The 14,286-nt window shown below is 67.9% G+C and carries 15 protein-coding genes and 1 pseudogene; 9 read left to right on the top strand and 7 right to left on the bottom strand.

Going from position 1 to position 14,286, the window contains the following annotated elements:
• Window positions 1-388 precede the first annotated feature (388 nt).
• A pseudogene (locus EV657_RS16955) lies at window positions 389-736 on the bottom strand (IS5/IS1182 family transposase); the annotation flags it as partial.
• 179 nt (window positions 737-915) lie between these two features.
• On the opposite strand from EV657_RS16955, the gene EV657_RS16960 reads away from it, so the two are divergent.
• The 9 genes from EV657_RS16960 (at window position 916) to EV657_RS17000 (ending at window position 9,122) form a co-directional block, all read left to right on the top strand.
• Entirely contained in the window at window positions 916-2,241 is a 1,326-nt protein-coding gene (locus EV657_RS16960; RefSeq protein ID WP_075784425.1) for a mechanosensitive ion channel family protein, read from the top strand.
• Window positions 2,242-2,273: 32 nt separating this feature from the next.
• Entirely contained in the window at window positions 2,274-2,864 is a 591-nt protein-coding gene (locus EV657_RS16965; RefSeq protein ID WP_134079008.1) for an SOUL family heme-binding protein, read from the top strand.
• A gap of 158 nt (window positions 2,865-3,022) precedes the next feature.
• On the top strand, window positions 3,023-3,391 hold the full coding sequence (gene rsfS, locus EV657_RS16970) for a ribosome silencing factor (protein WP_425057267.1): 369 nt from the start codon (window positions 3,023-3,025) through the stop codon (window positions 3,389-3,391).
• Window positions 3,391-3,861 carry a 23S rRNA (pseudouridine(1915)-N(3))-methyltransferase RlmH gene (rlmH, locus tag EV657_RS16975; protein ID WP_113668989.1) on the top strand — a complete coding sequence of 157 codons (471 nt, stop codon included), beginning with the start codon at window positions 3,391-3,393 and terminating at the stop codon, window positions 3,859-3,861. The genes rsfS and rlmH overlap by 1 nt, the downstream gene beginning before the upstream one ends.
• 199 nt (window positions 3,862-4,060) lie before the next feature.
• Window positions 4,061-5,581, top strand: a complete 1,521-nt coding sequence (gpmI, locus tag EV657_RS16980) for a 2,3-bisphosphoglycerate-independent phosphoglycerate mutase (RefSeq protein ID WP_134079012.1) — start codon at window positions 4,061-4,063, stop codon at window positions 5,579-5,581.
• A gap of 10 nt (window positions 5,582-5,591) precedes the next feature.
• Complete coding sequence (locus tag EV657_RS16985; protein ID WP_243837699.1) at window positions 5,592-6,761, top strand: murein hydrolase activator EnvC family protein; 1,170 nt, start codon at window positions 5,592-5,594, stop codon at window positions 6,759-6,761.
• 15 nt (window positions 6,762-6,776) lie between these two features.
• Complete coding sequence (locus EV657_RS16990; protein ID WP_075784429.1) at window positions 6,777-8,126, top strand: S41 family peptidase; 1,350 nt, start codon at window positions 6,777-6,779, stop codon at window positions 8,124-8,126.
• Between the two features lie 44 nt (window positions 8,127-8,170).
• Window positions 8,171-8,674, top strand: coding sequence for an RNA pyrophosphohydrolase (locus EV657_RS16995; RefSeq protein WP_134079014.1), 504 nt, complete (start codon window positions 8,171-8,173; stop codon window positions 8,672-8,674).
• A gap of 187 nt (window positions 8,675-8,861) precedes the next feature.
• Window positions 8,862-9,122, top strand: coding sequence for a YjhX family toxin (locus EV657_RS17000; RefSeq protein WP_113668914.1), 261 nt, complete (start codon window positions 8,862-8,864; stop codon window positions 9,120-9,122).
• 21 nt (window positions 9,123-9,143) lie between these two features.
• On the opposite strand, the gene EV657_RS17005 is transcribed toward EV657_RS17000, so the two are convergent.
• Genes EV657_RS17005 through EV657_RS17030 form a run of 6 tightly spaced genes read right to left on the bottom strand, consistent with a single transcriptional unit; the run spans window position 9,144 to window position 14,280 of the window.
• Complete coding sequence (locus EV657_RS17005) at window positions 9,144-9,599, bottom strand: acyl-CoA thioesterase (protein ID WP_134079016.1); 456 nt, start codon at window positions 9,597-9,599, stop codon at window positions 9,144-9,146.
• A gap of 14 nt (window positions 9,600-9,613) precedes the next feature.
• A complete protein-coding gene (locus EV657_RS17010; protein WP_134079018.1) occupies window positions 9,614-10,363 on the bottom strand; it encodes an SDR family oxidoreductase in 750 nt (249 codons plus the stop codon).
• Window positions 10,364-10,390: 27 nt separating this feature from the next.
• Window positions 10,391-11,845, bottom strand: a complete 1,455-nt coding sequence (locus tag EV657_RS17015; protein ID WP_134079019.1) for an aldehyde dehydrogenase family protein — start codon at window positions 11,843-11,845, stop codon at window positions 10,391-10,393.
• Between the two features lie 13 nt (window positions 11,846-11,858).
• Window positions 11,859-12,533 carry an ABC transporter ATP-binding protein gene (locus EV657_RS17020; protein WP_134079021.1) on the bottom strand — a complete coding sequence of 225 codons (675 nt, stop codon included), beginning with the start codon at window positions 12,531-12,533 and terminating at the stop codon, window positions 11,859-11,861.
• Window positions 12,533-13,282, bottom strand: a complete 750-nt coding sequence (locus tag EV657_RS17025) for an ABC transporter ATP-binding protein (protein ID WP_112316549.1) — start codon at window positions 13,280-13,282, stop codon at window positions 12,533-12,535. Before EV657_RS17025 ends, EV657_RS17020 begins: the two co-directional genes overlap by 1 nt.
• Entirely contained in the window at window positions 13,279-14,280 is a 1,002-nt protein-coding gene (locus EV657_RS17030) for a branched-chain amino acid ABC transporter permease (RefSeq protein WP_208323294.1), read from the bottom strand. Before EV657_RS17030 ends, EV657_RS17025 begins: the two co-directional genes overlap by 4 nt.
• Window positions 14,281-14,286: the final 6 nt, after the last annotated feature.

Here is a 14,286-nt window from a genome sequence, read left to right on the forward strand (position 1 = left end):
CGTTGGGATACTCCTTTGCCCCGCGTCGATCAAGGGCATGCGCTTGCCAAGGCGTCGCTTCGCGGTCTTCATCTCGGCGGACCTGGGGCATCATCGCCCATATATGGGGTAAGAACCCAAGAGCTATTGATTTACGTAAGGGAATCCATCATCGTTCTTCTGTCATCCAGAGAGGTGATCCGATGGCTCCGAAGACAGTGAACAAGAGCGCGAAGACCGGGCAGTTCGTCTCGAATGCCAAGGTCAAGTCCGCTCCCGCGACAACCTATAAGCAAACCGTGGCGCCGAAAGGCAAGAAGGGCAAAAACTAGTCCTGGATCAAACGGTTTCGCTCGGCGTTGGTGAGCAAATCTGGGATCGGGTGAAGGATCCCCTTTCCCGCCACGTTTCAGACGACGGCCTCGATCTCGGCCCTGCCGAGGGCCGGGGCGTGGTTCATGATGGCGATGCGGATGGGGATCTCGGGACATGATCCGTTCGCCAAGAGTGATCCGGTTCATCTGCGCCTCGACGCGACTTCGGATGTGGTCGCCCGACCATCGCTTCCAGAGTGCCTTGCCGGAGCGCTGCGTCGCTCGAAGGATCTCGTTGCAACTGATGGCGGCCGGGCAATCCGGTTTCCAGGCGCGCCCGTTCCGGCGGATCGGGACGATCAGAGCAGCGCCCCGTTCAAGGCCCGTTCAAGGATCGCGGCATGGCAGCGGCGCGTGTCATAGGCGCCATCTGCCGTGACTGTGGCGTCTCTTCGTCTGGCCAGAATGAAAGCCTCAGGAGTCCATCAGGGAATCCGCCTCACCGATATGTGCAACAACGCCGTTTCGCTCTCTTCGGGGTGAGGCATTCCACGGGCGACCCGACTGCATGAGGCGTTTGGTTTTCTGTCCTCCTGACCTAATCTTGGGAAAAGGAGGCCCGATGGAGAGCGATCCGACTCCGATCCTGCAGGAGCTGCAGGCCCTGGCCGAGCAGGGCAGGGGGTTCTTGCAAAGCCTCACCCGGCCGGGCTGGCGGCTTTACCAGATCGGCATCCTGCTGGCGCTGTTTGCGCTGGCGCAGCTGGGCGCCTGGGCGCTTTACGGGCGGCTTTACGGCTGGCTTCGAGAGCGCGAGGGCTGGCCGATGTGGCGGTTTCGCACCGCGCTGATCCTGCTGCGGCGGTTGCGGATCATCCTGCTGGTCGTGCTTGCCTGGGTCACGGTCTGGGCAATGCGCGAAGTGACCTGGCCCTCGCGCAGCTATCTGGTGGCCATCGGCGCGACTCTGGCCACGGCCTGGCTGTTCGTGGGCCTCGCCGCGCGGCTGGTGCGCAACCCGTTCCTGCGCCGGCTCGTGACCTGGGGGCTCTGGGTCTATGTCACGCTCTACATCGTCGATCTGACCGACGAGGCGGCCGCGTTGCTCGAGTCGGTCCGGCTTGGCATGGGCGATCTGCAGCTTTCGGCGCTGACCCTGCTGAAAGCCGCGGTGGTGACCGGTGTGCTTTTCACCGGCGCCCGGCTGATCGCCACCACCTCGGCGGCCCGCATCCGGCGCGACGACGACATCTCGCCCTCGATGCGGGTGCTGATCGTCAAGCTGCTGCAGCTGGGCCTTTACGGCGCGGCGGTGTTTCTTGGGCTGAAGCTGGCCGGGTTCGATCTGACCGGGCTGGCGGTGCTGTCGGGCGCCATCGGCGTGGGGCTGGGCTTCGGGTTGCAGAAGGTGGTCTCGAACCTCGTCTCGGGCGTCATCATCCTGCTCGACAAGTCGGTCAAGCCGGGCGACGTGATCTCGCTGGGCGACACGTTCGGCTGGATCAACGCGCTGGGCGCGCGCTATGTCTCGGTCGTCACCCGCGAGGGCAAGGAGTACCTCATCCCGAACGAGGACCTGATCACCAGCCAGGTGGTCAACTGGTCCCATTCGAACGAATTCGTCCGCCTCGACATCTTCTTTGGCACCGCCTATTCGGACGACCCGCACCGGGTGCGCCGGCTGGCGATCGAGGCGGCGGCCAGCGTACCCCGGGTGCTGGGCGACAAGCCGCCGGTCTGCCATATCGTGGGCTTCGGCGACAGTTCGGTCGACTACATCCTGCGGTTCTGGATCGTCGATCCCAGCGAAGGCCTGACCAATGTCCGGGGCGCGGTCTTCCTGGCGCTCTGGGATGCGTTCCGGGCCAATGACATCACCATTCCCTTCCCGCAGCGCGAGGTGAAGATCCTGCCCGGCAGCCGCCTCGCCGCCGCCCCGCCCGACTGACCGATCCCCGTCCGCCAAAGGAGCCCCGTCCGATGCCCCGCCACGTTCTCTTGTCCGGTCTTGTCCTTGCCGCGGCCCTGTCCGCACCCCTTGTCCGCGCCGACAGCTATCGCGGCTATCCCGAGGTGCCCTATCGGGTCGAGCGCCAGATGGGCGCCGTCGAACTGCGGCACTATCCGGCCCGCACCATCGCCGAGGTCATCGTCGACGGGTCGCGCTTTGCCGCCATCAATCGCGGCTTCAGCGAGCTGGCCCATTACATCTTCGGCGAGAATGCCGCAGGCAAGAAGATCGCGATGACCGTGCCGGTGGGGCAGACCCGGACCGATCTGGGCTGGGCGATCCGCTTCACCATGCCCGAGGGCACGGCGCCCGAGACCTTGCCCAAGCCCGAGGAATCCTGGGTCCGGCTGCGGCGGCTGCCGCCCGAAACCCTTCTGGTGCTGCGCTTTTCGGGCCGCGCCACGGCCGAGCGGCTGAACGCTGCCGGGCGCGATCTGGTGGCCGAGGGCAAGGCCCGGGGCCTGCGCCTGACCGGACCCGCCCGGCTGATGTTCTACGACGATCCGTTCACCATGCCCTGGAACCGGCGCAACGAGGTCGGCTACCGGGTGCTGCCGTGACGCCGCCCTGCCTGTACTCTGCATTGAGGTTTTAACCTCGCGATGCTAGATATGTCTCATGCCCAGCGCCGGGGTCCCGACGGCGCGCCGCGTAGGAGGACGATGTCCTGTCTCACAATCTTGAGGTGGCCTTTGACGGGGCCGCACCAATGGCAGCGATGACCGCGCCGCATCCGGATGTGTCGAGCGAAGAGCTCCTCGATAGCATCCTCACCTCCCTGGACGACGACAAGGCCGAAGACGTGGTCAGGATCGACCTGCGCGGCAAGTCCAGCGTGGCCGATTACATGGTCATCTGCTCGGGGCGCTCGACCCGGCAGGTTTCGGCCATCGCCGAAAAGCTCAAGGACCGCCTCAAGGAGGATCTGGGCCGAAGCTGCAAGATCGAGGGCAAGGACCAGGGCGACTGGGTGCTGATCGACGTGGGCGACATCATCGTGCATGTCTTCCGGCCCGAGGTGCGCGAGTTCTACCAGCTCGAGAAGATGTGGATGCCCGCTGGCGCGATGAGCACCGCCCGCGCCTGATGCGCGTCCATGTCTGCGCCGTGGGGCGCCTGCGCAAGGGCCCCGAGCGCGACCTGATCGAGGATTACACCGCCCGGTTCGACCGGACCGGCCGGGGTCTCGGGCTTGGCCCGCTGACCTTCGCCGAGGTCGAGGACCGCAAGGGCGGCGGCCCGGCCGCCGAGGCGGCGCTTCTGGACCGCGCTCTGCCGCAGGGCGCTGCGATCTGCGCCCTCGACGAACGTGGCCAGACCCTCGCCTCGCCCGATTTCGCCGCTCTTCTGGCGCGCTGGCGCGATGCCGGCCGGGGGGATGCGGCCTTCCTGATCGGCGGCGCCGACGGGCTCGATCCCGCGCTGGTCGCCCGGGCCGACGCGGTGCTGTCCTTCGGGCCGATGGTCTGGCCCCATATGCTGGCCCGTGCCATGCTCAGCGAACAACTCTATCGCGCCGCCAGCATCCTTGCCGGTCTGCCCTATCACCGCGTCTGATCTTCTTCTTGGCCCAAATACCCCCTTCCCGCGCCCGCAGGGCGCGGCCAGTGACCACCTGGCCCGCAGGGCCGCCATTCTGTCGCATTTGCATCTCTCCCCCGGTCCGTCCGTGTGACAGGGTGCCATCGACGGCCGCTGTTGTCCTCTCGCCCCGTGGCTTCTAGAAGGGGCGCAACTGCAGAAGGGTGCTTTTGCCATGACCACACCGAAACCCGTCGTTCTGTGCATTCTCGATGGCTGGGGCATCGGCCCCACCCATGACGACAATGCCCCGCTGCTCGCCGAGACGCCCAATTTCGACCGGCTGATGCAGACCTGCCCCAATGCGATCCTGACCACCTTCGGGCCCGATGTCGGCTTGCCGACCGGACAGATGGGCAATTCCGAGGTCGGCCATACCAATATCGGCGCAGGCCGGGTGGTGGCGATGGATCTGGGCCAGATCGACCTGTCGATCGAGGATGGCAGCTTCTTCCGGCAACCCGCCCTGACCGGCTTCATCGACAAGATGAAGGCCTCGGGCGGTACGGCGCATCTGCTGGGACTTGTGTCCGATGGCGGCGTCCATGGCCATATCGCCCATATCCTCGCCGCAGCCCGCTGCATCGCCGAGGCAGGCGTCCCGGTTGCCATCCATGCCCTCACCGACGGGCGTGACGTGCCGCCGCAATCGGCCGACCGCTTCATCCCCGAACTTGCAGAGGGCCTGCCCGAGGGCGCGCGCATCGCCACCGTGATCGGGCGCTATTATGCGATGGACCGCGACAATCGCTGGGAACGGGTCAAGCTCGCCTATCACGCCATGGCCAACGGGCTGGGCGAAGAGGTCGCCAGCGCCGAAGAGGCGGTGCAGAAGGCCTATGACCGGGGCGAGACCGACGAGTTCATCCACCCGTCGGTGGTCGCGGCCCATGACGGCATCAAGGACGGCGACGGGCTCTTCTGTCTCAATTTCCGGGCCGACCGCGCCCGCGAGATCCTGCGCGCCTTCGCCCAGCCCGATTTCGACAGTTTCGATACCGGGACCCGGCCGCAACTCGCAGCGTTGCTGGGGATGGTCGAGTATTCGGTCGAGCATAACGCCTGGATGGACACGGTCTTTCCCAAGCGCAAGCTCGTCAACACCCTGGGCGAATGGGTCGCCGGGCACGGGCTGACCCAGTTCCGGCTGGCCGAGACCGAGAAATATCCCCATGTCACCTTCTTCCTGAACGGCGGCAAGGAAGCGCCCGAAAAGGGCGAGGACCGCTTCATGCCCCCGAGCCCCAAGGTCGCGACCTATGACCTGGCGCCCGAGATGTCGGCCGAGGCGGTCGGCGACAAGCTGGTCGAGGCCATCGGCAAGGGCTATGACCTGATCGTCGTGAACTTCGCCAATCCCGACATGGTGGGCCATACCGGCATTCTTTCGGCGGCGATGAAGGCCTGCGAGGCGGTCGACCGCAATCTCGGCCGGGCGCTCGAGGCGCTGGCGGCGGCGGGCGGCGCGATGATCGTCACTGCCGATCACGGCAATTGCGAGACCCTGATCGACCCGGCGACCGGCGGCCCGCACACCGCGCATACCCTGAACCCGGTGCCGGTGATCCTGGTCGGCGGGCCCGAGGGCGCGCGGCTTCGCAACGGGCGGCTGGCCGATCTGGCGCCCACCCTGCTGGAGCTGATGAACCTGCCGAAACCGCCCGAGATGACGGGCGAAACCCTGATCGAAGCGTGAGACAGGCGGCGTGAGACAGGCAGGCGGCCCGTTTCTCGCCCTTCTGATCGCGGGGACCGCGCTGGCGGCCCTGTCAGTCCCGCTCTGGTCTGCCCCGGCCCTGGCCCAGACCGCCGATCCGGCCGACACCGCCGAGGCCGCGGCCGCCGCGCTGCGCGACGCCGCAAACCGGCTGCAGGCCGCGGGAGGTGCCCGCGACCGGGTCGCCGCGCTGACCGAAACCGTGCGCGCCTATGAACAGGGCCTTGCCGCCCTTCGCGAGGGGCTGCGGCGCGCGGCGGTCCGGGAACAGACCATCGCCGCAGTGCTCGATGCCCGGCGCGAGGAGATCGCCCAGCTTGTGGGCGTGCTCTCCAGCATCGAACGCAATCCCGAGGCGCTGGTTCTGCTGCACCCGACCGGGCCGCTCGGTGCCGCGCGGGCGGGCATGATGCTGGGCGAGGTGACCCCGGCGCTGCAGGCCGAGGCCGAGTCGCTGCGCGGCCAGCTGGACGAGATCGCGTTGATCCGGGCGTTGCAGGAAAGCGCGGCCGACGATCTGGCGGCGGGGCTTTCGGGCGTACAGACCGCGCGCACCGAACTGAGCCAGGCCATCGCCGGCCGCCGCGACCTGCCGCAGCGCTTTTCGGCCGACCCCGACCGTCTGGCCCATCTGGCCGACAGCAGCGAGACGCTCGACGGCTTTGCCGCGGGGCTGTCCCAGGTCGGCGGCACCGCCCCCGAAGACAGTGCCCCGCCCGCCTTCGAGGCGCTGGAAGGCCAGCTGCCGCTGCCGGTCGAGGGGACCCTGCTGCGAGGCTTCGACGAGCCCGACGCGGCCGGGATCGTCCGGCCGGGCCTGGTGCTGGCGACCCGGCCGCTGGCGCTGGTGACGACGCCCGTCGCGGCCACGATCCGCTATCGCGGGCCGCTGCTCGACTACGGAAATGTGATGGTGCTGGAACCGGCCGAAGGATATCTGCTGGTGCTTGCCGGGATGGCGCAGGTTTATGGTGCCGAGGGTCAGGTGCTTGCCGCCGGCGCACCGGTCGGTCTCATGGGCGGCGCCGATCCCAACACGGCCGCGTTTCTGGACGCGGCGGCAGAAGGCGGTGGCAATGACCTTCCGGAAACGCTTTATATGGAACTGAGACAGGGCGGCAGCCCCGTGGACCCTGCGCCGTGGTTCGCGCGACAGTAAGGATTGAGGACGCCGATGAAGAAATTCGTGGTTGCCGCATTGGGCGGTGTGGTTGCCGGAACGCTCGTGGCCACCCAGGTGGCCGGGCCGCTTCTGGCCGATGAGGCCAAGTCGAACAGCTCGGTCTACGAACAGCTCGATCTCTTCGGCGACGTGTTCGAGCGGATCCGGTCGCAATATGTCGAGGAGGTCGACTCGACCAAGCTGATCGAGGCCGCGATCAACGGCATGCTGACCTCGCTCGATCCGCATTCCAGCTATCTGCCGCCGAAGGATTTCGACGACATGCAGGTGCAGACCCGCGGCGAATTCGGCGGGCTCGGGATCGAGGTCACCCAGGAAGAGGGCTTCGTCAAGGTCGTCTCGCCGATCGACGGCACCCCGGCCGACGAGGCGGGCATCGAGTCGGGCGACTTCATCACCCATGTGAATGGCGAAAGCGTGCTGGGCCTGACGCTGGACGAGGCGGTCGAGATGATGCGCGGCCCGGTCGGCAGCGAGATCGTCATCACAGTCGTGCGCAAGGGCGTCGACGAGCCCTTCGACGTCACCATCACCCGCGACACGATCAAGCTGACGGCGGTGCGCTCGCGGATCGAGGGCAGCACGGTCGTGCTGCGCGTCACCACATTCAACGACCAGACCTATGCCAATCTCGAGGAAGAGTGGAACAAGTCGGTGGAGGAGCTTGGCGGGGTCGAGAACGTGACCGGCGTGGTGCTCGATCTGCGCAACAACCCGGGCGGGCTTCTGCCGCAGGCGATCAAGGTGTCGGACGCCTTCCTCGACGCGGGCGAGATCGTCTCGACCCGGGGCCGCAACCCGCAGGACAGCGACCGCTACAACGCGACCAAGGGCGATCTGACCGGCGGGCTGCCGATGGTGGTGCTGATCAATGGTGGCTCGGCCTCGGCCTCGGAAATCGTCGCGGGCGCGCTGAAGGACCATCGCCGCGCCATCGTGGTCGGCACCCGCAGCTTCGGCAAGGGGTCGGTCCAGACGGTGATGCCGCTGAAGGGCGAGGGCGCGATGCGGCTGACGACGGCGCGCTACTACACCCCCTCGGGCCGCTCGATCCAGGCGCTGGGCGTCGCGCCCGACATCGTGGTCGAACAGCCGCCGCGCAAGCCCGTCACCGAGGAAACCGAGGATCAGCCTGCCAGCGCCGCAGCGCGGACCCGGTCCGAGGCCGATCTGCGCGGGGCGCTCGACAATGACAGCATGACCGAGGACGAGCGCAAGCAGGCCGAGGAAGAACTGGCCAAGGCCGAGGCCGCCGCCAAGCTGCGCGAAGAGGATTACCAGCTGGCCTATGCGGTCGACATCCTCAAGGGCCTCTCGGCGCTCGACCCCGAGCACAAGTGACACGAAAGGAGGGGGCCGGGTCGCACCGGCCCCGAAGGCACGACATGAGTCCCGAAGAGATCGAGAAACTTCCCTATCGCCGCGGTGTCGGCGCGATGCTGGTCAATGGCGCGGGCAAGGTCTTTGTCGGCCAGCGCAAGGACTGGGCCGAACCCGCCTGGCAGATGCCGCAGGGCGGAATCGACAAGGGCGAAGACCCCGAAGAGGCGCTGCTGCGCGAGCTTTGGGAAGAGACCGGGGTAACCGCCGATCTGGTCGAGATCCTCGCCCGGACCGCCGACTGGGTCGATTACGACCTGCCGCCCGAATTGCTGGGCCGGGTCTGGAAGGGCAAGTATCGCGGGCAGAAACAGCTTTGGTATCTGCTGCGCTACAAGGGCCGCGACGATCAGGTGAACATCGAGACCGAGCATCCCGAGTTTTCGGCCTGGACCTGGCTCGACCCCGACGCGCTTGTCGATCACATCGTGCCGTTCAAGCGGACGCTGTACGAACGGGTGGTGGGCGAGCTTGTGCCGCGCATTCCGTCGCAGGCGGGGGCCGTCTGAGCCCTTTCGCTTGACCGGGGCGCGGCCCGCGCCCAGATTGGTGCCGACCGTCCGCGTTCCGCGGGCGAGCGGAGCCTTGATGCTGGAGCTTGTGTAAGGACGCCCTCTGATCGTCGGAGGGCCTGGGATCGACCCGGAGGGCCAAGAGCCCTCGCGGGCCTTTCGTTTGCCTTGCACAGGAACTTCCATGAACATCTCGAAACGCGAACAGCGCGTGCTGCACGTGCTGGCTCAGGGTGGGCGCATCGTGCATGACCGCCCCGCTGCGGGCGGCAAGATCGTGGCCATCACCTGCTTTACCCGCGACGGGCTGGTCCTGTCGGATTGCGACCTCGACGTTTTCGGCCGGCTGCGACGCCGCCGCCTGATCGAGTCGCGCAATGGCGGCCCCTATCGCATCTCGCATCGCGGGCGGCTGAGCGTCCGGGCCCAGCCCGACAACCGCTAGACCGGGTCCGGGCCGCCGGGGTCAGTGCCCCGCCGGCCCGGGCCGCACCAGGGTTTCAAGCGCCGCGCGCAAAGGCGCCGCCAGCGGGCTGGGGCGCCTCGTGGCGGCATCGACATAGACATGCACGAACACGCCCTCGGTCGCTGCGCTGTCCTCGTCGTTGCGGAACAGCCCGATCTCGTAGCGGACCGAGCTTCGGCCCAGATGCGCGACCCGTATCCCCGCCGTCACCCGGTCGGGAAAGGCCATCTCGGCGTGATAGCGGCAGCCGGTTTCGACCACGAGCCCGATCTGGGCGCCGCCCCGGATATCCAGCACCCCCGCCTCGATCAGCCAGCCGTTCACCGCCGTGTCGAACAGCGCGTAATGCACCACGTTGTTCATGTGGCCGTAGATGTCGTTGTCTTCCCAGCGCGTCGTCAGGCTGCGGAAGGCCGCGAAATCGGCGCGGCGGGCAGGGGCTGGTCGGTCGGCCATGGGGCGCGGTCCTCTCAGATCGTGCGGCCGCCATCGACCTCGAGGATCACCCCGGTGATGAAATCGGCCTCGTCCGATCCCAGATAAAGCGCTGCATTGGCCACGTCACGCGGTTCCGACAGCCGCCCCAGCGGGATCGTCGCGATGAAGCGTTCGCGGTTCTCGGGGGTGTCGGGCACGCCCATGAACTGTTCCAGAAGACCGGTTACGCCCATCACCGGGGCGATGCCGTTGACCCGGACGCGGTCGGGCGCCAGTTCGACCGCCAGCGAGCGGGTCATCAGGTTCACCGCCCCCTTCGAGGAATTGTACCAGGTCAGCCCGGGCCGGGGCCGGATGCCCGCGGTCGAGCCGACATTCAGCATCACCCCCCCGCCCTGCGTGCGCCAGAGCGGCACGCAGGCCTTGGTCATGTGAAAGATCGACAGCACGTTGATGTCGTAGATCTTGCGGAAGGTGGCCTCGTCGGTCTCCATCAGCGGCTGGTTGCGGTTGGTCCAGCCCGCGTTGTTGACGACGATGTCGAGCCTGCCGAAGGCCTCTTGCGTGGTGGCGACAGCGGCCGCGACCTCGTCGCCCTTCGAGACATCGCAGCCGATGGCCAGGGCGTTCTCGCCCAGCTCGCTGGCCACCGCCTTGGCGCGGTCGCGGTCGATGTCGACCACCGCCACCCGGGCGCCCTCGCGGATATAGGTCTCGGCGATGCCCCGCCCGAAGCCCGAGGCCGCCCCCGTCACCAGTGTCGCCTTGCCGTCCAGTCTCATTCAGATCTCTCCGTTCCTCGATTGGCCTCAGCCATGGTGCGTCACGATGGTCTTGAGGGTGGTGAAATCGTGCAGCGCGGCAAAGCCCTTCTCGCGGCCATGGCCGGATTTGCGCCGGCCGCCGAAAGGCAGCTCGACCCCGCCGCCCGCCCCATAGCCGTTGACGAAGACCTGGCCGCAGCGCATCGCCTTTGCCACCCGCTGCTGGCGCGCGCCGTCGCGGGTCCAGACCGAGGCGACAAGCCCGTACTCGGTGCCGTTCGCGATGGCGATGGCCTCGGCCTCGTCCTCGAAGGGAATGACGCACAGCACAGGGCCGAAGACCTCTTCCTGCGCGATCCGCGAGCCCGGGTCGCAGGGCCCGAAGACCGCGGGCGCGACATAGAACCCGCCGTCGGGGGTCCCGGCCCGGATGCCGCCCCGCGCGATCAAGGGCGCCCCGGCATTGGCGATATATCCCTCGACCCGGGCCTTCTGCCGGGCCGAGATCAGCGGGCCCAGCACCGAGTCCTCGCCCGAGTCGGACGCCTCGATGGCCTCGAAGCGCGCCTTGAGCCCGGCCATGACCGTGTCGAACACGCCCTGCTGCACCAGCACCCGGCTGCCGGCTGAACAGGTCTGGCCGCCATTCTGGATCACCGCATTGACGAGAACCGGCAGCGCGGCCTCTAGATCGGCATCGTCGAACACGATCTGCGGGGACTTGCCGCCCAGTTCCAGCGTGCAGCCGATGAAGTTGCGCGCGGCCTCGGTCTGGATCAGCACGCCCACCTCGGGCGAGCCGGTGAACGAGATGAAGTCGATGCCGGGGTGGCGCGACAACGCCGCCCCCGCGGTTTCGCCACGCCCCGTCACGATGTTCAGCGCGCCCGGCGGAAAGCCCGCCTCGACCGCCAGCGCCCCGATCCGGAGCGCGGTCAGGCAGGCCTCCTCGGCGGGTTTCAGGACCGCGGCATTGCCGGTCGCAAGCGCGGGCGCCACGGACCGGCCGAACATCTGCGCGGGATAGTTCCAGGGGATGATATGGCCGGTCACCCCATGCGGTTCGCGATGCAGCTCGACATTGCAGTCCTTGAGAAAGGGAATGATCTCGCCATGCAGCTTGTCGGCCGCACCGCCGTAATATTCGAAATAGCGCGCGGTCACGGCCATGTCGGCGCGGGCCTGGCGGATCGGCTTGCCGTTGTCGCGGCTTTCGAGCCGGGCCAGCGCCTCGGCCTCGTCCTCGATCCGGCGGGCGAGGCGCAGCAGAAGCCGCCCGCGCTCGGCCGCGGTCAGGCGGGACCAGTCGCCGCCTTCGAAGGCGGCGCGGGCGGCGGCGACCGCCGCGTCGACATCCTCGGGCCCGCTATCGGCGATCCGGGCAAAGGGCTGGCCGTCGATGGGCGAGATCACGTCCATCGAGGCGCCCGAGGCGGCGGGCTGCCAGACATTGCCGATCAGGTTGGCGGGTTCGGGCAGCGGCAGGTCGGTTCGGGTCATGGGGGCCTCTCGGTCAGGCGGGAATGGCATTGGGGTCCGGGGCGGCGACCTCGCCCCGTTCGATGACAAGCGTGCGGTCGGCGAAGCCGCGCAGCAGCGCGGGGTTCGATTCGGTGATCAGCAGAGTCACCGTCCGGTCGGCATCGCGCAGCGCGCGCAGCGCGTCGGCGTAGCGCAGCGCAAGCGCCGGGGCGAGGCCCTGGAAGGGTTCGTCCAGCATCACCAGCCGGGTGCCCAGCATCAGCGCCCGGCCCAGCGCCACCATCTTGCCCTGACCGCCCGAGACATTGCCCGCGGGCCGGTCGGCCATCTCTTTCAGCTCGGGCAGGATCGAATGGACCCGGTCGAGCCTGCGCTGCGTCTCGGCCCGGTCGAGCCGGGCGTTCTGCGCGGGCAGCAGCAGGTTTTCCTCGACCGTGAAGGCCGAGAACAGCCGCCGGTCCTCGGGCGCGTAGCCGATGCCAAGCCCCGGGCGGCGCGCGGGATGCATCGGCCCCAGCGGATGGCCATCAAGAAGGATCTTGCCGGTCACGTCGGTAAAGCCCATGACGGACCGCAGAAGCGTCGTCTTTCCCGCCCCGTTGCGCCCGATCAGCGCGACGGTCTCGGCCTCGCCGATCCGGAAATTCAGCCCGCGCAGGATCGGGATCTTGCCGATCGCGGCATCGACAGTGCGAAATTCCAGCATCAGACGGCCTCCCCGATGACATCGCGGATCACGTCGGGATGGTCCAGGATCTCGCGCGGGGTGCCGCGCAGCTGCACATTGCCCGCGTTCCAGACCGCGACCTCTTCGGCATGGCGCTCGACGATGCCCATGTCGTGTTCGACGAAGACCGAGGTCACTTTCCGTTCGGCCAGGGCCTCGACCAGGATCTCCATGATCCGGTGCTTTTCCGACGAGGCGACGCCCGAGGTCGGCTCGTCCATCAGCAGAAGCCGGGGCCGCAGTGCCAGCGCGACGGCGATGTCGACCAGCTTGCGCTGGCCCTCGGGCAGCTCGACCACCGGGCGATGCGCGGCATCGGCGCATTTCACCATTTCCAGCAGGTGCATCATCTCGTCCCTCTCGGGGATGCGGTGCAGGTCCATGAACGGGTTGCGCAGCCGGTCGCGGGCCGCGACCGCGATCAGCAGGTTTTCCAGCGCGGTATGTTCGGTGAACAGCTGCGGGATCTGGAAGGCGCGGGCCACGCCCTTCCGCACGATGGCACGCGGCGGCAAGGGGGTGACGTCCTCGCCCTCGAAGAGGACCTGGCCGGAACTTGGCTTGATCCAGCCGGTGCAGATGTTCAGGAAGGTGGTCTTGCCCGCGCCGTTCGGCCCGATGATGGCGAGGTTGCGCCCCGCCGTGATGGTCAGCGACACGTCATTGGCCGCGATCACGCCGCCGAAGCGGATCACGAGGTTGCGGGTTTCCAGCAGCGGCGCGGTCATTTGCGCGCCTCCCCGCGATGGGCAAGCGTCTCGATCATGCCGATCACGCCGCGCGGCGCGAAGAGGATGATGACCAGAAGGAAGCCGCCCAGCAGCATCTGCCAGACATCGCCCGCATAGGCCGAGGCATAGGTGCGGACCAGTTCGTAGATCAGCGCGCCGACAAAGGCGCCGCGCACCGACCCGGCGCCGCCCAGAACGGCGATGAAGACCATCTCGCCCGAGCGGATCCACCAGGCGTATTCGGGCGTGACGACGCCCTGCGTCACCCCCATCAACGCGCCGCCGATTCCGCAAAGCGCGGCCGACACGAGATACCCCCACAACAGCGCCCGGCGCGGCGAGACGCCCAGATATTCCAGCCGGGTCTCGTTGGTCTTGAGGGTCTGGAAGATCTGACCCGCGGGCGAGGCCAGCCAGCGGATCGTGGCCCAGCCCAGGCCCAGCACCAGTGTCAGCGTGAGGTAAAACAGCACCAGCTCGAAGCTGGCGCGGTCGAGGTCCATCCCCAGTACGGCCGGGCGCGGCAGGCGGATGCCGTCGGCGCCCCCGGTGATGTGGTAGAACTTCTCGAGGAAGGACCAGAAGATCATCGAGAAGGCGAGGTTCAGCATGCCGAAGAAGATACCGCGATAGCGCACCACGAAGAGCCCGACGCAAACCCCGGCCACGACCGCGCCCAGAAGACCCGCCAGCAGCACCAGGGCCAGGTCGGCGCCGGGCAGGGCGGTCATCAGGAAGGCTCCGGCATAGGCGGCGACGGCGAAGTACAGCGCATGACCGAAGGACACCTGGCCCGCGCGCAAGAGCACGCTGACCCCGGCGACGGCCAGCCCCTTGGCCAGCGCCAGATTGACCAGAAGCTGCATCCCCGGCGCGCCGAGCGGCACCAGCGCCAGCAGCGCGAGGCCCGCCAGCGGCAGGACGGTTCCGGCCATCGAAGGCCCGCCCGCGGGGCGGCCCTGGCGGGATTTGTCCGGTTCTGTCGCATGGGTCATTGCCGG

The sequence above is a fragment of the Rhodovulum visakhapatnamense genome (assembly GCF_004365965.1).
In the GTDB taxonomy this organism is placed as follows: Bacteria; Pseudomonadota; Alphaproteobacteria; order Rhodobacterales; family Rhodobacteraceae; genus Rhodovulum; species Rhodovulum visakhapatnamense.